Consider the following 19,308-nt stretch of genomic DNA (forward strand, 5'->3'; position numbering starts at 1 on the left):
GCAGACGGGCTGGCAGGACGAACTGCGCAGCAGGGAGAGGCCGAGATGGCAGAGACCGATTATTCCCGCGGCCCGCAGGATCACTCAGTTATCAACCTCTCCAGGGACCACGAAGTTAGGTATTGGGCCGACAAATTTGGCGTGTCGCAAGCTGCACTTGAAGACGCGGTGCGGAAGGTCGGTTCTTCGGCTCCCGCCGTCGAACAGGAGCTTTGGAACGCCCGTTAAACAATGTCCGGTCAGGCGTTGCCCGTTGCCGCGCAGGGAATGGTCTCGGGCGCGGCGGGAATCCTCTCTCCGCTCTCGCTCTTGATGATCGACCTTGACCATTTGAAGCAGCTCAACGATGAGCATGACCACCAGGAAGGAGATCGGTGCCTTCGGGCGGTGGCGGAAATCATTGCCGCCCATGGCTTGCGGCCAGGCGACCTGGCATATGGCGGAGAGGAATTCGCACTCTTGTTGCCAAATACTGACGCGAACGGATGCGAGCAGCTTGGCACGAGGATTGCGGAAGCGATCCGTGCCTTGGAGTTCAGCCAGGACGGCGCACCGTCGTCTTGGCGGATTACGACCCGCGTGGGCGCAGCAACCTCCTGGCCGGATCGCGGTTCCGTCACGAAGCTTTCCACGCTCGTAGAGGCGGCCAAAACCGAGCCCTGTATTCACCGAAGAACGGCGGGCGCGACCGTGTGGTCGTAGCTGGGCAAGTGATATCCTGGCGGCGCGCCCAAGGGACATACCCCGAGAGATTGGCGGCCAAAGGTTGAGCCGGTCCGGCATCGGTTCCCGGTTCCTCATGATCGTCCGCTGAGGGCGAAAACCGTCAGGCCCTCGCCCTTCACGCTCCGACCAAGAAGCGCCCCGCCGAGGAGCTCTGCGCATCGAACTCAGGCGGCCTTCCGGATGTCCCTAAGAGTATGGAGGAAAAGATCGTCCATCGTTGCGATGTCCTGTGAAAACCAACCCATGCGACTCTCCCATTGGCAAGATGATCTCCCAGCGCTTGGTAGTGCGAGAAGGCCAGCCCCAGGTATGAGGGCTGGCCGACCTTGGTCAGATGACCGTGGAACGGTAGGGAGCCCCGGTTTCGTCGAACCGATTCCAGCCGGCCCCCCGGTATTCGGCTAAGCGGGCGTCCCGGTCGATCGGCGTCGCCCCATCAAGGATGGCCTCGACCGCCGGAACCTGGTCGTCGGCAACGCGAACCGACACCACGGTCCCGCCCCGCCGCACCGTCTCGGCGTAGTAATTGGCATCCTCTTCACTGTGCCCTGCGCTGGTCAGCGCTCCGACGATACCTCCCGCGACGCCCCCGGCCGCAGCGCCGGCGGCCGTGGACGCAAGCCAACCCGCGGCAACCACTGGCCCGATCCCGGGAATGGCAAGCAGCCCAATCCCTGCGAGCAGACCGGCCGCTCCGCCAAGCGCCGCGCCGATGCCCGCACCTTCACCGGCATGACTGTCATCGGCCTTGGCGTGCCGACCGACCACGCTGATGTCGGCGGAACTCACTCCGCCGGCTTCGAGGGTTTCGACAACCGACCGGGCCGTCTCGTAGTTCTCATAGGAGCGAGTGAGTGTCTGTGTCATGGGATTCTCCCGATTACTGGCGGGTGATGTTTCCGCGATAGTCGACGGTAACGTTGACTTTGGCGCCCCCATGGGTGGCGCTGCCCTTCCAAACGCCGTCCGCGTCCTTTGTCAGCGGACCGACCTGCGAGTAGCCGTTGGCCTCCAGCCGACTCTTGGCCTGACCCTCGGTGAAGCTGTTCGCGCCGGGCAGCGGAGCATTCTTGTCCGCATCCCCCTTCGGTGCTGGCACCGGTGAAGTGGTGGCGGTCTGCGCGAGCGCGGTAAAAGACGTCGCCGCCGCGATCAGCGACACGATCAAGATCTTCTTCATGTCTGGACACCTCGCTATTCGTGGAATGGACCACGGAACGGTTTTCGAACGAGGTGAGCGGCAATTCTGTTCCGTACCAACGCGGCGAAGTATGGTGCTCTCTCGTCTCCGAACGGTCGACTGAACGTGCAGCTCGTTCGCGACGGCGAGACGGCGACGCTCCACTGGACGGAACGCGGCGGGCCACCGATTGCCGAAATTCCCGCGCATGCGGGCTTTGGCAGCAAACTTGAAAACGCGACGCTGACTGGGCTCGGAGCGACCATTACGCGGAGATGGGCTCCCGAAGGTCTATCGCTTTCGCTCGATCTCCGGATGCCCGGCCGAGATTTCCCGGCGCTGGAATCGAGCGAGTCCTCGGATCTTATGCCACAAGCATTGTTCGGAGCCATCTGTGACGTTCCGGCGATGCGAGCACCGGCCGCTGCCACGTAGGCTGCCCGGTTCGATTCGAACGCTGAACAGGCGGCTAAGGAACACGGAAACCAATCTCAAGTTGCTAAGCCAATCGGAGGAGCGCGCCATGGCAAAGCAACCGGAATCCCTTGCTACCTTTTCGGCGTCTGCGAAGAATGAAGGAAGGAAGCCCACAGAGATCGGACTGACTGCAACGCCCGATACGATGCCGATCTCGGTTGATCCGGGAAAAAAGGTCGACGCCGCGACCAAGGTGTTGAGGGAGGGTGTGCTGCACAAGGACCAGGGCGCCGAGGAGGCGATTCGCGAATTACCGGATAGAACCCGCGATACAGACGAGGCTCACGAGATCTAGACCTCGAATCCATGTTGGACTCGATCCGAGAGCCAACCCGGCAAATCTCGCATCTGAGAACCGGATTCAGCCATGCGCCGTCTGCGAATACCGACCTTACCAACAGACCAGGCCATCGCCTCTGTCGTTGCCAGCCACGCAACCCCAAAACTTGAGCGACCGCTGCGTGCGGCAACTCTCCTGGCGGACGAGCGCTTTCTTTGCTTCGCAGCGGTGTGCTTTTGGCTGACGACCGACCCGGGCACGCGCGACCGAAAGGCTGCCAACCACATCGTGCGCACAACATTCGTGGCCACCATATTGCCGCACGCCTTGAAGAAGTGCTTCGCGCAGGAACGCCCAGATCGGATAGAGGTCAGGGGCCGCAGGCACGGCGTGCCGAAGTCGGGAGATGCATACGCCGCGTTCCCCTCCGGTCATGCCGTTCACATGGCGGCTCTGGCGAGCGCGGTGAGCAGGACATTTCCGAGGTTTACGGCGATCGCGTGGATGGCGGCGACGGCGATCTCATTCACGCGGGTGGCGTTGCTGGCGCATTGGACCAGCGATGTTTTGGCAGGGGGCGCGCTCGGGCTCGCGGTGGAGTCGATCCTGAACGCAATGCCTCGCGACGAGGGTTGATAGATGTCCCTTGTCGAGAAAACCAAAACGGCGCTCGATGAATCTCGCATGCTGATGCTCGGAGCCCAAATCCTGTTGGGTTTCCAGTTTCAGGCGCCATTTCAGAATGCCTTCGTTTCCCTCTCCCCGCAAGAAAAGCAAATCGAGCTCGTCGTGCTGGGGCTTACGATCGCTGTGGTCGCCCTTCTGATAATGCCGAGTTCGTATCATCGGATCGTCCTGTTCGGCGAGGCTAGCGGCGAAATCCTGGTGATGATCGACCGGATTATGCTGGCGACGTTGGCTGGCTTTGCCGTCGCCATGGCGCTGGATGTCGGCATAGTCGGCACGCGGATTGCCGAAGCGGCAGTGGGCGTCGTGTCCGGTCTCGTTGGCTTGGCCGTGTGCGGGGCGCTTTGGCTTGGACCTTGGCTGGTTCGAAGAAAGGAAAGGAACATGCCTACTCCCGATCAGAAGACACCGATGGCCGCGAAAATCGACTATGTCTTGACCGAGGCCCGCGTCATCCTTCCCGGAGCACAAGCCCTTCTCGGCTTTCAGTTTGCGATCGTTCTGACGCAATCGTTCGCCGAGATGGATCAGCGGTTGAAGCTCGTTCACGGAGCCGCATTGGCGCTCATCGTCATTGCCACCGCTCTTTTGGTATCCCCCGCCGCATTCCATCGCATCGCCTACGCCGGGCACGATGACCCAGCGTTTCAGCGGATGGCGAGCAGGCTCATCCTCCTGGCAACCGCATTTCTGGCATTCGGCATTTCGGGCGACACATATGTCGTCGCCTACAAAATCACCGGCCAGCACAAGCATTCCCTTGTCATGGCGACAGCCAGCCTGGCTGTGCTTATCGGCCTTTGGCAATTGTGGCCTTGGCTGAAGCTAGCTGCGAAGCGTAGTTGAATTACGAGGCACCTGTGGGAACAACGCGCGGTCGTTTTTCCCTAAAGCGCCTCTGTCCGATCGGCTAGGGCGACCGCCGCCGGCTCGACGACAACCATGCCGAGCGTGGCCTGATGAGGCAGGCGTAGGATGCCTCAGGAGCCCCGGGCACGGAGAACGCTCCTCAAGGCGGGAACCCGCGAAAGCCCCTTCGGTTTAGGGAGTTTCAACCCACCAAGGGAGGCTCTCATGGCAACCGAACCGAAGAAGCTCGACGACCTGTTTCTCGATACGCTCAAGGACATCTACTACGCCGAAAAGCAGATTCTGAAGGCGTTGCCCAAGATGGCGCGCGCCGCGAATTCGCCGGAGGTCAAGAAGGCGTTCGAAACCCATCGCGACGAAACCGAAACCCATGTCGAGCGGCTCACCGAGGTCTTCGAGATTCTCGGCAAGGCCCCGCGGGGCAAGACCTGCGACGCCATCCTCGGCATTATCGAGGAGGGCAAGAGCATCATCGAGGATTTCGAGGGCAGCCCGGCAATCGATGCGGGCTTGGTCGCCGCCGCGCAGGCGGTTGAGCACTACGAGATCGCTCGTTACGGCACGCTGAAGACCTGGGCCGGGGAACTCGGTCTGACGAATGCTGTCGGGCTGCTCAACCAGACGCTCACCGAAGAAACCAAGACAGACCAACTCCTGTCCAAGATCGGAATCGGCTCGGCGAATAAGAAGGCCGCCTGATCTCGGCGTCACGCCCATTCGCCTCCCGGATAACCGAACGAGCTTAAGCGGTCGCTCGTTTCCGGGAGGCGTTCGGAGAACGATATGTCGGCAACGTTTGTGATCCGTAGAGCGGGTCCTGAGTGGTCGCTGAGCGACGGCGTCACCGAGGCGCACCATGTTCATCCCTCAAAGGAAGTAATCAAGGGCGCGGTGAACCGGTGGCAGTACGGCGAGGAGCCAAGGATGCGCATTACAACGCAGCAGGAATACGCGGAAGCGGCCGCGGAAATACATCGTCTGGCCGATGTAAAAGAGGGCACTCCGCAGGCCACTGAGTTGGCCGAACTGGTCGCCGCCGTCCAGGAGTGGGAAGCACCGGCTTCACCACTCGCACAGGGCGATGTTTCGACTCCGGGGAGCTTTCAGATCCCGCAAAGGCCGGGTCGGGCCGGAGACGAGCGTCGCCCGGGTCCCAATCCGCGGTCGACGAATCCCACCGGTCCGCTTGCTCCCTTCGAGCAGGGCAATCCCGATGGATTAGCGGCGGAGAAGCATCAGGAAGCTTCCGCGAACGAAACTCGCTCTCTTCGCGATTGATTAGCTTATTTAAGGGAGGCGGGCGATGGCTGCCCACGGCTTGGTGCATGGAGCTCTCGGGGAGAACTGCATCCATCTCTGCGTCGACATGCAGCGGCTCTTTGGCCCCGGCTATCCTTGGGCCTTTCCGTGGCTGGAAAAGGTCTTGCCACCGATCGAGGCAATAGCTGGATCTCATCCGGATCGTACGCTGTTCACGCGCTTCATCCCCGTCGAGCGCCCCGGGCAGGGCCGCGGAACTTGGCGGCGCTATTACGAACGATGGTCGGAAGTAACGCTTGAAAGTGTCGGTCCTGACGCCGTTCGACTTCACCCGGCGCTCGAGCGCTATACTCCACCTGCCATCGTTCTCGACAAATGGGTTTATTCGCCCTGGACCGAGGGAATCCTGGATCAATTCGTCTGCGCCAAGCGCGTGGACACGGCTATCATCACCGGCGGCGAGACCGATGTTTGCGTCCTGGCGACCGTCCTGGGCGCCGTCGATCGAGGGCTTCGCGTCGTCCTCGTGACCGACGCACTCTGTAGCTCTGCGGATTCCACCCACGACGCACTGATGGAACTCTACCTCAACCGCTTCAGCGAGCAGATCGAAGCCTCAAGCGCCGCGGAGGTCTTAGCTAATTGGCGGTGAGATCGGCTCAGCGCGGAAGCGGATCCGCGATCGGTCGACCCCGATCGCGCAGCATCAACGCGATCGTCGCCCGGTACTCTGACCACGTCGCAAGCCGTCGCGAACATCCCCCGCAGCAGACGTCGCTGTTCGGTTTGAGATCCGCGGGAACACGCACGCTTGCCGCTCCGCAAGCGTCAGATTCGAAACCCTCCTGACGCATGCTGAAAGTCCAAGGATCACCCACCCGCCCGAACAGCCGAGGACCAGCGCGCAACGGTGCGGCAGCGGCGCAGACCAGAGAGACCATCTGAAAGCAACTGACTCGGAAGGGTTGCAGCTTCATCGGCGCGCGTACAATTCCCGTGACGAGGCCCAACGCGCTCGACATCCAGCCAAACAGCCGGGAGTTAGCCCCCAATAAGACGCTCCAGAGATCGCAAGTTGGGAACGCGTGCGGGCAAAAGCGCCGCTTTCCGACTTCCATGCGAAGGGCATCGTGGGGAACCAAGACTGGGGCGTTCCGATTAGAGGGGTGACCTCCTCAGGAAACTGCCCATGCCTATGTACCGCTTCATCACGAATAACGGTGGATCGCACCTCGTCGATTTGGATTTTCCGGACGACAAGGCTGCTCGGCAGGAAGCTCGGGCGGCGTTCGCTGAAGCTGCCCATGATGCGCTCACCGAGACTGACAATTGCGAAATGACCATGTTGGTCCAGGCGGGTGATCGCACCATCTATCGCGGCCGAATTTCATTCGAATCCGGAGACGTCACATTTTCGGATGTGCCCTGTACCTGATCCGGACCGTTTCTCCGTAAGCGCCCATTCGAACATAATCCATCCGAGAACGTTGCACGCAGACACTGCGGAGGTCTGCGATGAACGCGCAACGCGAGAGAAGCCGTTCGGTTTGGATGGATGTCGAGGTAGCGCCGACGGCGGAACCTCTTCGGTCGAACCACACCGCTGATGCAGCCATCGTCGGCTCCGGGATCGCGGGCCTGTCGATTGCCTATGAACTCGCGGCGCGTGGGTTGTCGGTCGTCGTCCTCGATCGCGGCGAAATCGCGGGCGGAATGACTTCGCGAACGACCGCTCATCTCGCCCCCATCTGCGACGATTCCCTGAGCGAGCTGTTGTCGATGCGCGGACAGGGCCTGGCGAAAGGGCTTTCAAGCGAGCCAGAGCGCCGCCGTCGATCGGATCGAGGCCCTCCAAGGCGAACTCGGGATCGACTGCGAGTTCAGGCGGCTTGCCGGAATTCTCTTCCTCGATCCTGAAAGTGTGGAGAGCGTCCTCGACGATGAGATTTCAGCGGCGAAGGACATCGGCGTCACCGTCGAGCGCGGCAAAGGCCTGCCCTTGCGGACGCTCGAGGACCGTCCCTACCTGCGCTATTCGGATCAGGCGACCTTCTATCCGCTGAAGTATCTCCGCGGCGTCGTCGAGGCGCTGGCCCAGAAAGGCGCACGCCTGCACCCGAACTCCGCCGTCATCGAGGTGAAGGAGGAGAAGGATCGCGTGGAGCTCAAGCTGGAGTCCGGCCACACGGTGACGGCCGGGCATGCCGTGATCGCGACGAATTCCCCGATCTACGATCTCGTCGCCCTGCACACCAAGCAGGCGCCCTATCGGACCTACGCCATGGGATTCGAGATCGAGGCGGGAAAGCTCGACGACGCCCTTTATTGGGACACTGAGGAACCCTATCACTACGTTCGTCTGACGCCCGGCAGGGACGGCAAGGACATCGTGATTGTGGGTGGAGAGGACCATAAGACGGGTGGGGCCGACGACGCCAACGCGCGTTTCGCCGCCCTCACCTCCTGGGCCAAGACCCTTATCCCGGATCTCGGTTCGGAGCGCTATCGCTGGTCGGGGCAGGTCATGGACACGCTCGACTATTGCGGCTTCATCGGGCGCCAGCTTGCTCATCCTCGACCTGATCCTCGGCCGGGAAAATGAATTCGCTGCGGTCTACGACCCTGATCGGAAGCCGATCAAGGCGGCGACGACCTATGTCAGCGAGAACATCACGGCGGTAAAGAACTTCGCGAATATCTCGCGCCTGGAGAGTTGTCCTCGGTCGACAAGCTCCAGCCCGGCCAAGGTGCGATCGTGAGGCGCGGCCTGAGCAAGATAGCCGCCTATCGGACCGAGAAGGGGGCCGTCATCGAGAAGTCGGCGTGTACGCACCTTGGCTGTCACCTCCATTGGAACTCGTTCGAGGAATGTTGGGACTGCCCCTGCCACGGATCGCATTTCGCGCCCGACGGCAGCGTCCTGAACGCGCCGGCGATCGGACCTCTCGCGGTTGTCGAGGCCTCGTCATGATTCATCATGTCTGTCTTGGAACGAACCACGTCGCCCGGAGCCGGAGGTTTTACGACGCCGTCCTACTCAAGGAATCGGAGGACTCCTCGGATTATGGCGTGTCCATCGTCCTCTTCAGCTTGGAGACGCCCGTGAACGGGAAACCCGCTTCTGCTCGAAACGGTGTCCACATCGCATTCGATGCAGGCGGCCGAATCTAGGTCATGAATTTCATCGGGTCGCCTTGCAGAACGGCGGGACGGACGCTGGCGCGCCGGGCCCGCCGCCGGAATACGATCCGAACTACTACGGCGCCTTTATCTTTCGACCCCGAAACAAGAGCGAGGCAGTCACTCATCACGGCAAATAACTCCCCTCCTTCTCGCTTGAGCCGTGCGCTTTATCCAAAAAGGAGTTCCCCGGTGAACACAGCTAACCTGCAACTCGAAGGTCTGCTCCTTTCTGTCGCCGCCGCGTTTGCTGAATTGAAGCGAAAAGGGGTGCTTCAGTCCTCCGACTTGGACAACGCTCTCGCTCGTGCCGAGGAGGGAGTGTCGCAGCGCACCACGGAACTTTCGGAAGCCAATGCCGAAGCGATCCAGTTTCCCATTCGCTTTCTAAGGGAAGCGCTTCGCGAACCCCATGGCAGTCTGGATTATGATTGCCGCGACTCTCGGTGAACGATGGGAGACTGTCTTTCGCCATCAGTCGCCTGAGCCAGGTCCGGCCGATTTTGGGGTCGCGAACCAGGGTTATTTCGAGCGCGTTTTCTCGCGCGCTTCGCTCAGTGACCCGGCGCGCCTGAGAAAGGCGAGTGTCATCACCGCCACGGCCCCGGCAAGCGCCCCGGCGAAAGTGGGCGCGAGCGATCTCTTTGACCCCGCTAGACGTCTCTTTGCCGCCGAAACTTCCGAAGATGCTTGCAAGCGAGCTGCAAGAGATTTGGACGGCGTCCTGGAGGCGAGATAACCGGCTAAGGCGGCTATGAAAGCGCTGAGAAGGAGAACGCCGGAAACGGCGAGGCTGGCGGCGACAAGCCCCCACCGTAATGCGAGAAACGTGTAAAGGGCATCCACCGCGTAAGCCGCGGCGAAAAGCCCGAGCAGACCGCTTCCGGCCCCGAGGCCATAAACGATCGCTCTTCGTTTGATGGCCGCCGTCGCGGCCCCCGTGAGCTGGGCGATAAGCGCCCCCACCGCCTATTTCGCCGCCCAGAAGCCGAAGACCACGCCAGCCGCTGCGGCCCACGCCAGCGCACGCAGGGGACGGGCCCTCACCTCCTCAATCACAAGCCGCTGCAACTCACTAACCTGCTCACCCGCAGCCTCGGTCATCCGGTCCGTATCGATGCCGACAGACTTCAGGTCGGACACAGCCTGGCCTGCGGATTCCCCGCCTTCCCTGGATGCCTTCGAGCGCGATCCGGCGCCGCCAGCGGCCGTCCGTTCGGTTTCATTGTCGTCTGCCATCTCGCTCTCCCGCCATTTCGTGCAAGTGTATCCGATGCGGTTTCAACCGGCCCGGCAGGCGGCGGTTCCGCTCCAAATCGAATCCTATCCCATGATCTCAGCGGCTTCCGGTTTACCGTGATGGGTCTGACTTGCCCGCCTTGTTATCGGCGGCATCCGCTCCCCGCAGCCCAATCGGTTGAGGGGGCCCCATTGTGGTGTCGCGCATCGTCTGGCGCTCGGCTTCGGAATTCAGTTCGGCCCCGACAAGGATGATGGTGGCTGACAGCCACATCCACATGAGAAGGGCGATGACGGCGCCGAGCGTGCCGTATGTCTTGTTGTAGTCCTCGAAGCTGGCGACGTACCAGGAGAACAGGATCGATCCTATCAACCACGCGACGCTTGCGAATAGGGCACAGGGGCTCACCCATTTCCATTGGGCATCATCGCGGCTCGGCCCATAGCGGTAGAGGGCCGCCAGGCCAACCATCAACAGCACGATCAAGGCTGGCCAGCGTCCGAGCCACAGAAGCCATCCCACGGCCTTTCCCAGATGGACGCGGTCGAGGATCACCGGAATGGCTGCGACCGCGCCGATCGCAAGAACCGCGAAAACAAGAATTCCGATCGTGAAGGCCAACGAGGTCAAATTCAGTCGGATGAAGCTGCGCTTCTCGTGCTCGCCGTAGGCGACGTTCAGGGCATCGAAGACGGCTTTGACGCCCGCATTGGCGCTCCAGGCTGAAAGCGCGAGCCCGATCACGAAAGCAAACCCGAGCTTGGTGTCGTTACCGCTCGTGATTCGTGTGATCTGGTCGCGAACAACCTCGATGGCCCCGCTTGGCATAACGCCCTGCGCAGCAGAGAGCTGTTCGGCGACAGTTCCCGGATCGGCTACCAGACCGTACAGCGATACGAAGGCCGTGATCGCCGGAAAGATGGCCAGCAACCCGTAAAATGTCACACCTGCTGCAACCGCCAGGACCCTGTCGGTGCTCACCTCGCCGTATGTCCGCCAGAGGATGTCGCGCCAGCCGGGCGGAGGAATATCGGTCGGCGCTTCCGCGTCGACGCCTTCGCCAGATCCTCCGCCTTCACGATTTCGAGGACGGCCCGGGCCCGCGATCAGCGAGAATGCTCCCGCCGCGATCATCGCGGCAGCCGTACCCGTGGAGATCGTCAATGCGACCTGTTTCAATAAGACCGGAATTCGCACGTCACCGCCCCAAATTCGGGCAACCGCGCCGGGAGGGGAAAGGTTGCATCCCCGGGAAACTTTCGCGCCTCCAGACTCGCGTCAGGCCGGACGCCGCCCAGGCGATGATGAGGCCTACGGCCACAAAGAAGGTAATCGGCTTGCCCGTCCAACTCATTCTCTTGAACCGCACGGGCCGTGGCGAGCGCCTGGACCGAGGTGCGCCATGTCGAGCTACGATCACATTCTTCACAAGAACAGCAAAGCTTCTCTCTTCACGCGCGTGGCCATTTTTCGACCGGTTGCGCTCGCTTCGCCGGGCGCGCTCTGCGATGCTTCTGATCGCCATCGGGCTTTCTCTCTTAGGCGCGCTCGCCTTCCGGGAGCGATCATTTCCTGGCGGTGCGAGCCTGGCGATCAGCGCCGTGACGCTCCTGGTTCTTCCTATTCTGCAAGCAACCCAAAACCGCGACGGCGCCGCTCTACAGGCCAAGATCGGCGAACTGATCAAGGCATATGACGGCGCTCGCAACTCGCTGATCGGCATTCAGGAAGCACGAAGCCTTCGAACTTATTCCTAATGGCAACGCTTGAGGCATCACAAGGGGTCGACGCCAACCCATTTCGGGAAGGCACTTGGTCTTTTGCGCCGTCAGGCGCAGCCCACTTTTCATACGGCAGCGCGGCTCTCCCGAGCCCAAACCCGCCGAGTAGGAATGACCAGACCCGGGAATAAGCGGTACGGTTGAAAGGCGCCCCATGGCAAAAACACTGGACTGCCTGATCATTGGAGGAGGTCCCGCCGGACTGACCGCAGCGATCTACCTGGCGCGCTTTCATCTCTCCGTGGCAGTCGCCGACGACGGCAACAGCCGGGCGCGGCAAATCCCCTGCACGCACAACCAGGCCGGTTTTCCGGACGGCATCGCCGGGGTTGATTTACTGAATCGCATGCGTGATCACGCATTGAAATACGGCGCCAGCCTGATCGGAGCGCGCGTCGATGGATTGGCGGTGAGCGCGGCCGGTTTCGAGGCCCGCGGTCGCGAGAGCATCGCTTGTGCCCGAACCGTCCTTCTGGCCACCGGGGTCACCAACAGACGGCCGGAGATATCCGAGGCAACGCACGCGGAAGCGTTGCGCGAAGGACGATTGCGCTATTGTCCGGTGTGCGATGGCTTTGAAGTAACCGACCAGAATGTCGCGGTCATCGGCCGCGGCCCTCGCGCCCTGACCGAGTGTACATTTCTCAGGTCCTTCACCGTCCGGATCACGCTGATCATCGAGGAGGACTCGGCTATGGCTGCCCAGGATATCGACCGTGCCCGAGCGCTAGGCATTGCGATCGTCCGCGGGTATCCGAGCGATTTTGCCCTGGGCAGCACCGGCATTCATGTCACCGTGGGCCAACGGCGAATGACCTTCGACACCGTTTATCCGGCTCTGGGCTCGGAGATACATTCGGAGCTGGCGGGAGCGCTCGGCGCCGATTTGACGGACGAGGGATGCATCAAGGTTGATGCCCACCAGAGGACGAGCATCCGAGGTCTCTACGCCGCCGGTGACGTCGTTGTCGGGTTGGACCAGATTAGTCATGCGATGGGAGAGGCTGGCGTCGCGGCCACGACGATCCGCAATGATCTGGCAGCCGCCGCCCCGATCCTGCGCTGATTGGGGGAATGCCGTCCGCTCCCCCCTGTGGTACTGGACTTGGGGCATTCGACTTCAAAAGAAGCCCGTTCCGCCTCGAGGAGACTTCCCGCAAGCAAGCCGCCAAAACGAGCAGAGCGCGTGATCGGTTCGCTCGCGGGTTTCGAAAAGGCGACCATCCTCTTGCGTGCCAGCGGCTCTCCCAAGATGCCGCTTGCGGGAAAGTGCCCGCGTGAGGATCGCGGCGTGAATGAAAATCGCGTCGCCGAATCCAATGAAGTGGTCCGACAGCGTCACTCCCGGGATGGCGGCGAACGTCCATAGCGTCACAACTGCGAGGGGAATGAACAGCAGGACCGCAGTTACCAGCCCGGGATTGTAGCGCCGCAATGCAATGGCCTGGCAATAGCAACGGCATTTTGAGCAAGCTCAGATAGACCGCGATAAGGTGGAACCCGATATGGACGGTGGCCGCGAGCACGAAGGCAGTGGCACGACCCCAGACGCCGTTGACGTTGACGGGTCATGACCTCATTGCCGCCGCCGACCTCAATGCGGCAGGCCTAGTCGGAGCCGAAGACCTCGGCGACGTCTTTCAAGGGTGTCCCCGCGACCCGTCGGCCGCCCTCCCAAATGGTCGAGATCTTTCCACACCGCATGGAACCAAAGGTGTCGATCGCAATTCTTCGCGAAACTGCGGAGGAAGCAACATGTCGCAACCCACGGACAAAACTGTTGGCCAGCCCAAACGCGCGACCGATAGTCGACCCCGCCCGGGCTCCGAAACTCCCGAGCTCAAGCCGCCCAAACACTCGGAGGTTCCCTCGTCCGAGGATGGCGAACGCAAGCCGTCGTCTTCCTCGAATCCGATCAACCCGCGCCGCCCGATCGGAAAGAGCTAGGCAACGCGGTCCTCGCGGCCGACGATTTGGCGGCAGAACCCCGTCGTCTAGTTTGTCGTCGAAGTCCTGCTGGCCGGGCTATCGAGACACGATCCGGCGCGCTGATGATGCGCTTCGCACATGGACGACCGTTCAGAGGGAACCTGCCGACGGCCGGCGTGTTCGTCTTCACATCGCGACGACTTCAAGATCGAGGCCGTCAGGCGCCCATTCCAACGAAGGAGGATGCCATGCCTGCGAAATCAGCCGCTCAGCAGAAGGCCGCCGGCGCCGCACTCGCCGCCAAGCGCGGGGACATCAAGGAGAGCGAACTCAAGGGCGCATCGAAATCAATGGAGAAATCGATGAGCGAGAGCGAACTCGAGAAGATGGCGTCGACCAAGCGCAAGGGTAAGCCCGAGCACAAGAGCAAGCACTGACTCGCCGGGTTTTCGAGGAGGCAGGGATGACGTCACGCTTCGAACCGCCTTTCCCGGAACAGCAGCAACCCATGCCGGGACGGACCGACGCCATGACGCCGCGGCCGGACCATGGCGAGGAAAGCTATGTCGGCTCCGGCCGCCTCAAGGGCAAGCGCGCCATCATCACCGGCGGTGATAGCGGTATCGGGCGGGCTGTCGCCATCGCGTTCGCGCGGGAAGGCGCTGACGTCCTGATCTCCTACTTGAACGAGGACGAGGACGCCGATGAAACTTGCGGCTGGGTTGAGCGGGCCGGACGGAAAGCCGTTCTGGTGTCTGGCGACATCCAGGAATCCGACCATTGCCGCCAGATCGTCGACCGGGCCGTGGCCGAATTCGGCCGCATCGACATCCTCGTCAACAACGCCGCCCATCAGGCGAGCTTCAAGGAAATCGGCGACATATCCGATGAAGAATGGCGACTCACCTTCGCGGTGAACATCCATGCGATGTTCTACCTGACCAAGGCCGCCGTCCCGCACATGCAGCCTGGCTCCTGCATCATCAACACGGCCTCGGTTAACGCCGACAAGCCCAATCCGACCTTGCTCGCCTATGCCACGACCAAGGGCGCGATCCAGAACTTCACCGGCGGTCTCGCACAATTGCTGGCTGAGAAGGGTATCCGGGCCAATGCCGTCGCGCCCGGGCCGATCTGGACGCCGCTGATCCCCTCGACGATGACGGGAGAGAGCGTCACGCAATTCGGCAAGCAGGTTCCGATGAAGCGGCCGGGACAACCGGCGGAACTGGCGACGGCCTATGTGATGCTGGCGGATCCGCTCTCGAGCTACGTCTCAGGGGCTACCATCGCCGTCACCGGCGGGCATCCGATCCTGTAGTGGCACGCGGCTCAATTGTCGTTGAGCTTCCCGAGAGCCCACCGGTTCCGCTGAAGGTCAGTTTTGTTCACGATTGGACCGTGGCGATAGGGAAAGCCCGAATAATCAAGCCATGCAATAGCCGCGGGAAGGAACCATGCCATTCTCATCGCTGAATGATCCGGTCGACCTGGCCCGCACCCTGGCTGCACTGGAAGCGGCCTGGAACGAAGTCGGGCCGAAGGAGATCATCGTCGCCTATAATGTCGAGTGCCTGCCCAAATAACCCGACCGCTCAGGTCGCGTCTTGACGGAGGGGGCGCATGTTGCAGATTGAACTGTTCGCCGAGGGCATCGTGATTCTGGCGCCTCATGGCCCCCTCGACAAGGCGGATTTCGAACGGTTGTCCGGCGTCGTCGACCCCTACATCAAGGCAAACGGGGTACTCAAAGGGCTCATGGTCGATGCCGCGTCCTTTCCCGGCTGGGAGGACATCGGCGCGCTGGTCTCCCACCTCAAATTCGTCATGGGCCATCATAGCAAGGTCGCGCGTGTGGCGATCGTCTCGGACAGCGAGCTCTTGAAGTTCGCTCCCCACGTCGCGAAGCATTTCGTGGCGGCCGACATCAAACGGTTTCCGGCAAATGAGAAAGCCAACGCCTTGGCCTGGCTGAGGGGAGATCCGGATTAGGGCCTTTGCGGGGATGAGTGATTTCGGCGAAAGACGTGCTCCGGTGCCTCTTTTGCCAAAGCGAGCTGTCCTTGAGGACAATACGCTGAAGCAGCCCAATGTGCTGGTGTGCTCGCCGAACGCCGTGGGGAGGCCCGACAGCACGTTAAGAGCCTTGCCCTCGCAACGGATGGGGCCGTGAGAGTATTCCGCAGGCGCATGCGAGCTTCTTGCCGAGATAGGCCTAACTCATGTGCTGGGTGCCTGGCTTGCCCTAGGCCTAGCTTTTTTGACCCCTTTCAGCCGGGCGGCCGACCCGCTCAAGATCGTAGCGGCGACCATCCAGTCCGATACTATTATCGGAGCGTGGACGCTGTGTAATTTCTTATTCAATTGCCCACCGAAGCGAACTTTCAAGGGAAGAGAGTCTGAGACCTCAATAATACCGGCGATACCCCATCCAGGGGCCATAGTACGTCCGATGCCATCCGTAATACGGGCGCGCGTAGTAAATCGGTCGGGCATAGTAGCGGGGGGCATAATAAACTCGAGGCCGGTAATAGTACCCGTAAGCGGGATACCGATACGCATAGCTGTGGGCCGGATAGCCATAGCCATATCCATACCCCGTATGCGGGTGCCGTTGCAGCAGCAGTGGCCAAACCTCCTAATAGCGCTCCGCCGATAAGCCCGGCCGCGATCGCGCCGCCGCCACAACAGCCGTAACGATAATAGCCGCCGTGGTACCCCCAGCCGCCGCCACGCCAATACTGTGCGTTGGCCACACAGACGCTGCCCGTCAAGATTAGAGCGGCGCTGGCCAGGGTTGCGAGTTTCCTCATGACAACCTCCACCAATTGCTGGGCGGCCGGAGGCTAGGGTCATCTCCAGGCTCTCGCCCTGCCGCGGCGACCGTAACCTGCGACGAGGAACTTACACCCTATTCACATCGGTTGCCAAACTTGCCTACTGTGCTTTGCTCATCGAACAGCGTCTTTGTGATGGACCGCGGACTGGCTTCGAAAAGCTCGCTTCGTGGCGATCAAATGGGGTCCGCTTTCCACCCATTGCGAGACGCCGGGAGCCCGCCAAGATGGTGGCCCGCTTCCTCCATGCTCCTGGCGTCTGGCACGATCCTGACGTCCTGGTCGAGATCGCACCTGGCATCATCGTCTGGGACATCGGCATGCGGATGCTGACGCCCCGCGAGCTCGCCAGGGCCCAGGGCTTCCCAAATACATACGACATCACCGCCGGCGGCCAGCTCACCGAGACCGCGCAGCGCCATAAGATCGGCAACTCGGTCTGCCCGCAGGTTGCTGCCGCCCTGTGCGCGTCAACTGCATCCAGGCTCCGGCCCTGCCGGATCTCAAGCGCCGCAAGCGCTGCGTCCTGCCGCGCTTCGACGATCTCCGGCCCGACAACGATCCAACCGCCGACCTCTTCGCAGGAGCCGCAGCATGACCGCGCCCCTAGACACAGCAGGTTGGGATCCCTGACGCCGGCGCGATATTCCCGCTCTACAGCTCGCCGGTCAGGGGGCGCGATCTACCCGAGGCGCCACAAGTGGGCGGGAGTAGGGGAACAGGCGGCCGCCGTCGTGGTTCTCTATCTGCAGCGATGTTGAGTTGGTGAGGCTCACGATGCCTGACGAACGAACAGAGATTGCGGTCGAAGCAGCAGCGAAAACGTTCCATGAAGCCCGACGCGAGATGCGTCAGGTCCCCTGGGACCAATCCAGCGACCAATGGCGCCGCAATGTCCGCACAGTCGTCAGGCCGCTTGTGGAAGCGGCTCTTAGGGCCTCCGATGCCTACATGGCCGCTGAGGCTGCGGTGCTGCCTAATCCGAAACGCTAGCCAGAAAGCTCTTCAGTAGCCGTACAACTCAATCGGCTTGATCATTCACGTTCCGACAGCCGACCCGGCGACCAAGAAGGCCGCAACATAACAGCGCTGAATTCGTAATCGAAGCTGTCGTCGCTTTCGCCGATCTCAGCGAGATAAGCACGCAGACCCATACGGAGAAGGGCCGCACTTCGTTGAAGGCGTACATCCGGTCCCTCGTCGGATAGTCCCGCCGACGGAAAGACCGTGAAGGTCATACGGCGCGTCTCGGCGTCAGAGGCGAAGGCCAATATTGCAACCGCAGCGACCTTGAATTCATGCGCGACGAAGACGGCGACATTCCATGCCGTCTCCAACTGGACCAAGGAGCATTTCAAGGCGATGCCGGAGCATATTGATCGCTAGCGCAGCAGCGACCGGTGCGGGAACCAGAGACCAATTTGCGGGCTGAACCAATCACTCGCGAACATTCAACTTACCCCGTCAGCTTCGGCTGGCGGGGCTTTTCTCGTCGGACGCGACCAGGGAACTCACCGCCTCTTCTGGCGGTTGACATAGGCGTTATCGCAGCGGAGGCCATCATGAAAAATTTGAGCTTGGCTGTTGTGATGATGGCGCCGGCGCTGGCTTGGGCCGAGCCCCTTCATACTGCCCGCCTGACGCAATGCTCACCCGATCCGGATTGGGGCCGTGTTTCAAGGCGCGTCGTCGTGCACATCATCGGCGCGAAGGCGACCAACGGCTCTCGTTCGAACCTTTCGTCGCGTGAGGTCAATTTGATGCGCGTTACCGGTAACGAGACGGGCCCAGAGAAGTCGAGATAAATCAGGATGTGGCTGGGGTGTTGAGGGGCAAATTATGCCTACCACGCTTCACATAGCCATTTTTGCCATATCAGCGGCGGTTTGGCTCTTTTTGGTACTGTTGGGCATTTGGAAAACGCTGTTCTAAGAGCTTCTTTTGGACAGCAGGACGCTCGGCGGCATGGAAGACGACCTGCTTGGTGTTTCAAGAAATTGTCACAGGAACCGTTTGGACCATTCTTAGTTAGACCTCCAACTGGGGACCAGCTGGAGGTCATCTGATGAGGAAGATCATTGTTGTATCTGCAGTCGTCATTTTCCCTGCGCTCGCGCTTGCCCAGAATCCCGAGGGCGCGCGCGGCGGTGCGGCTGCGGGCGCGGCAACCGGCGCGGTCGGTGGTGCCATTGTGGGCGGCCCGGTGGGAGCGGTCGTCGGTGGCGTCGGTGGCGCGGTGGTCGGAGGTATCGCGGGCGACAACACCCCGCGCTTCAAGACCTATGTCACCCAGCATGAGGTGCCTTCGTATGCCTATCGCGAAGAGCTGCGCGTCGGTGCCGTGCTCCCCGAGCGCGGCGTGACCTACCGCGAGGTTCCGGATGAGTATGGCGTGAAGGGCTACCGCTACGCGCGCGTCAACGATCGGACGGTGATTGTCGAGCCGAGAACCCGCAAGATCATCCAGATTATCGAATAGGTCTGCTCTGACCCCGTGCTTACCGGCACGGGGTCAGAGCTCTCAAAAATAGAACGACCGCGAGTGGGCTTATTGCTCGTTTTAGTCTACTGCCTCGATGGTGCAGGCGTCGCCTGTGCAATTTAGCCGAAAGGTGGTAACGTCGGCGTTTAAGCCGGACTTTTGGGCGGCTCCTTCGGACGGCTACCCGGAATGGCAAACACCCTCACCCTCTGACTTCGGCAGCACCGCCGCTACAGCAGTCATACATGCATAGCCGTCAACGAAGGCGCGGACATCCCGCCGCCATTCGTCGCTGGACTGCTCCCAAGTACACCGCCGCTTCTCGCAACGCCGGAAAGAAGCCCAAGGACGTTGCGCCGACGGCCACTCCCGAACAATG

Annotated in this window: 25 protein-coding genes and 3 pseudogenes; 22 read left to right on the plus strand and 6 right to left on the minus strand. The window is 61.5% G+C overall.

The window, feature by feature from the left end; genetic code table 11:
• Positions 1-228, plus strand: a 228-nt coding sequence (locus AC1DEZ_RS24630) for a DUF3606 domain-containing protein (RefSeq protein WP_476780916.1), incomplete at its 5' end; no start/stop codon positions are given.
• A 3-nt stretch (positions 229-231) separates the two neighbouring features.
• On the plus strand, positions 232-702 hold the full coding sequence (locus tag AC1DEZ_RS24635; protein ID WP_476780917.1) for a GGDEF domain-containing protein: 471 nt from the start codon (positions 232-234) through the stop codon (positions 700-702).
• 354 nt (positions 703-1,056) lie between these two features.
• On the opposite strand, the gene AC1DEZ_RS24640 is transcribed toward AC1DEZ_RS24635, so the two are convergent.
• Both AC1DEZ_RS24640 and AC1DEZ_RS24645 read right to left on the minus strand, forming a co-directional pair.
• Positions 1,057-1,593 (minus strand): hypothetical protein, encoded by a 537-nt coding sequence (locus tag AC1DEZ_RS24640; protein ID WP_476780918.1) that lies wholly within the window; start codon positions 1,591-1,593, stop codon positions 1,057-1,059.
• Positions 1,594-1,606: 13 nt separating this feature from the next.
• Positions 1,607-1,906: a PepSY domain-containing protein gene (locus AC1DEZ_RS24645; RefSeq protein ID WP_476780919.1), complete on the minus strand. Its 300-nt coding sequence runs from the start codon at positions 1,904-1,906 to the stop codon at positions 1,607-1,609.
• Between the two features lie 523 nt (positions 1,907-2,429).
• Between AC1DEZ_RS24645 and AC1DEZ_RS24650 the strand changes: the two genes are divergently transcribed.
• The 9 genes and pseudogenes from AC1DEZ_RS24650 (at position 2,430) to AC1DEZ_RS24690 (ending at position 9,110) form a co-directional block, all read left to right on the plus strand.
• The gene (locus tag AC1DEZ_RS24650) at positions 2,430-2,678 is read left to right on the plus strand and encodes a hypothetical protein (RefSeq protein WP_476780920.1); all 249 of its coding nucleotides are present in this window, start codon (positions 2,430-2,432) and stop codon (positions 2,676-2,678) included.
• Positions 2,679-2,750: 72 nt separating this feature from the next.
• On the plus strand, positions 2,751-3,299 hold the full coding sequence (locus AC1DEZ_RS24655) for a phosphatase PAP2 family protein (protein ID WP_441514461.1): 549 nt from the start codon (positions 2,751-2,753) through the stop codon (positions 3,297-3,299).
• A 3-nt stretch (positions 3,300-3,302) separates the two neighbouring features.
• Positions 3,303-4,196 carry a DUF6328 family protein gene (locus tag AC1DEZ_RS24660; RefSeq protein WP_476780921.1) on the plus strand — a complete coding sequence of 298 codons (894 nt, stop codon included), beginning with the start codon at positions 3,303-3,305 and terminating at the stop codon, positions 4,194-4,196.
• Positions 4,197-4,424: 228 nt separating this feature from the next.
• Entirely contained in the window at positions 4,425-4,919 is a 495-nt protein-coding gene (locus tag AC1DEZ_RS24665; protein ID WP_441514463.1) for a YciE/YciF ferroxidase family protein, read from the plus strand.
• A gap of 84 nt (positions 4,920-5,003) precedes the next feature.
• Positions 5,004-5,498, plus strand: a complete 495-nt coding sequence (locus AC1DEZ_RS24670; protein WP_476780922.1) for a hypothetical protein — start codon at positions 5,004-5,006, stop codon at positions 5,496-5,498.
• 25 nt (positions 5,499-5,523) lie between these two features.
• Positions 5,524-6,132 carry a cysteine hydrolase family protein gene (locus AC1DEZ_RS24675; protein WP_441514465.1) on the plus strand — a complete coding sequence of 203 codons (609 nt, stop codon included), beginning with the start codon at positions 5,524-5,526 and terminating at the stop codon, positions 6,130-6,132.
• A 537-nt stretch (positions 6,133-6,669) separates the two neighbouring features.
• Positions 6,670-6,915, plus strand: a complete 246-nt coding sequence (locus tag AC1DEZ_RS24680) for a DUF6894 family protein (RefSeq protein ID WP_476780923.1) — start codon at positions 6,670-6,672, stop codon at positions 6,913-6,915.
• A gap of 80 nt (positions 6,916-6,995) precedes the next feature.
• Positions 6,996-8,451, plus strand: a pseudogene (locus tag AC1DEZ_RS24685) (FAD-dependent oxidoreductase).
• A 401-nt stretch (positions 8,452-8,852) separates the two neighbouring features.
• Entirely contained in the window at positions 8,853-9,110 is a 258-nt protein-coding gene (locus tag AC1DEZ_RS24690; RefSeq protein WP_441514467.1) for a hypothetical protein, read from the plus strand.
• 519 nt (positions 9,111-9,629) lie between these two features.
• Here AC1DEZ_RS24690 and AC1DEZ_RS24695 read toward each other — a convergent pair.
• Both AC1DEZ_RS24695 and AC1DEZ_RS24700 read right to left on the minus strand, forming a co-directional pair.
• Complete coding sequence (locus AC1DEZ_RS24695) at positions 9,630-9,899, minus strand: hypothetical protein (protein WP_441514468.1); 270 nt, start codon at positions 9,897-9,899, stop codon at positions 9,630-9,632.
• Positions 9,900-10,011: 112 nt separating this feature from the next.
• Positions 10,012-11,064 (minus strand): YihY/virulence factor BrkB family protein, encoded by a 1,053-nt coding sequence (locus tag AC1DEZ_RS24700; protein WP_476780924.1) that lies wholly within the window; start codon positions 11,062-11,064, stop codon positions 10,012-10,014.
• Between the two features lie 344 nt (positions 11,065-11,408).
• On the opposite strand from AC1DEZ_RS24700, the gene AC1DEZ_RS24705 reads away from it, so the two are divergent.
• The 3 genes from AC1DEZ_RS24705 (at position 11,409) to AC1DEZ_RS24715 (ending at position 13,050) form a co-directional block, all read left to right on the plus strand.
• Positions 11,409-11,657 carry a low affinity iron permease family protein gene (locus AC1DEZ_RS24705; RefSeq protein ID WP_441514470.1) on the plus strand — a complete coding sequence of 83 codons (249 nt, stop codon included), beginning with the start codon at positions 11,409-11,411 and terminating at the stop codon, positions 11,655-11,657.
• A 178-nt stretch (positions 11,658-11,835) separates the two neighbouring features.
• Positions 11,836-12,747: an NAD(P)/FAD-dependent oxidoreductase gene (locus AC1DEZ_RS24710; protein ID WP_441514471.1), complete on the plus strand. Its 912-nt coding sequence runs from the start codon at positions 11,836-11,838 to the stop codon at positions 12,745-12,747.
• Between the two features lie 120 nt (positions 12,748-12,867).
• Positions 12,868-13,050 carry a hypothetical protein gene (locus AC1DEZ_RS24715; protein WP_441514472.1) on the plus strand — a complete coding sequence of 61 codons (183 nt, stop codon included), beginning with the start codon at positions 12,868-12,870 and terminating at the stop codon, positions 13,048-13,050.
• 12 nt (positions 13,051-13,062) lie between these two features.
• Here the strand turns inward: AC1DEZ_RS24715 and AC1DEZ_RS24720 are convergent.
• Positions 13,063-13,122 (minus strand): annotated as a pseudogene (locus tag AC1DEZ_RS24720) (HXXEE domain-containing protein); the annotation flags it as partial.
• 736 nt (positions 13,123-13,858) lie between these two features.
• Here AC1DEZ_RS24720 and AC1DEZ_RS24725 point away from each other — a divergent pair.
• The 6 genes and pseudogenes from AC1DEZ_RS24725 (at position 13,859) to AC1DEZ_RS24750 (ending at position 17,045) form a co-directional block, all read left to right on the plus strand.
• Positions 13,859-14,047, plus strand: coding sequence for a DUF3008 family protein (locus tag AC1DEZ_RS24725; protein ID WP_441514473.1), 189 nt, complete (start codon positions 13,859-13,861; stop codon positions 14,045-14,047).
• Positions 14,048-14,073: 26 nt separating this feature from the next.
• Positions 14,074-14,931 (plus strand): SDR family oxidoreductase, encoded by an 858-nt coding sequence (locus AC1DEZ_RS24730; protein WP_441514474.1) that lies wholly within the window; start codon positions 14,074-14,076, stop codon positions 14,929-14,931.
• Positions 14,932-15,067: 136 nt separating this feature from the next.
• Positions 15,068-15,196 (plus strand): hypothetical protein, encoded by a 129-nt coding sequence (locus AC1DEZ_RS24735; protein ID WP_476780925.1) that lies wholly within the window; start codon positions 15,068-15,070, stop codon positions 15,194-15,196.
• Between the two features lie 37 nt (positions 15,197-15,233).
• Positions 15,234-15,602, plus strand: coding sequence for a SpoIIAA family protein (locus AC1DEZ_RS24740; protein ID WP_441514476.1), 369 nt, complete (start codon positions 15,234-15,236; stop codon positions 15,600-15,602).
• Between the two features lie 1,171 nt (positions 15,603-16,773).
• Positions 16,774-16,854: pseudogene (locus tag AC1DEZ_RS24745) on the plus strand (hypothetical protein); the annotation flags it as partial.
• Positions 16,855-16,910: 56 nt separating this feature from the next.
• A complete protein-coding gene (locus AC1DEZ_RS24750; RefSeq protein ID WP_476780968.1) occupies positions 16,911-17,045 on the plus strand; it encodes a hypothetical protein in 135 nt (44 codons plus the stop codon).
• Positions 17,046-17,481: 436 nt separating this feature from the next.
• Here the strand turns inward: AC1DEZ_RS24750 and AC1DEZ_RS24755 are convergent, their stop codons facing one another.
• Positions 17,482-17,793: a hypothetical protein gene (locus tag AC1DEZ_RS24755; protein ID WP_476780926.1), complete on the minus strand. Its 312-nt coding sequence runs from the start codon at positions 17,791-17,793 to the stop codon at positions 17,482-17,484.
• A 216-nt stretch (positions 17,794-18,009) separates the two neighbouring features.
• Here AC1DEZ_RS24755 and AC1DEZ_RS24760 point away from each other — a divergent pair, with 216 nt between their 5' ends.
• Both AC1DEZ_RS24760 and AC1DEZ_RS24765 read left to right on the plus strand, forming a co-directional pair.
• Positions 18,010-18,252, plus strand: a complete 243-nt coding sequence (locus tag AC1DEZ_RS24760) for a hypothetical protein (RefSeq protein ID WP_476780927.1) — start codon at positions 18,010-18,012, stop codon at positions 18,250-18,252.
• A gap of 260 nt (positions 18,253-18,512) precedes the next feature.
• Positions 18,513-18,926, plus strand: coding sequence for a DUF1236 domain-containing protein (locus AC1DEZ_RS24765; protein ID WP_476780928.1), 414 nt, complete (start codon positions 18,513-18,515; stop codon positions 18,924-18,926).
• The last annotated feature ends 382 nt before the right edge of the window (positions 18,927-19,308 follow it).

This window comes from Allobosea sp. 10L422 (assembly GCF_056395345.1).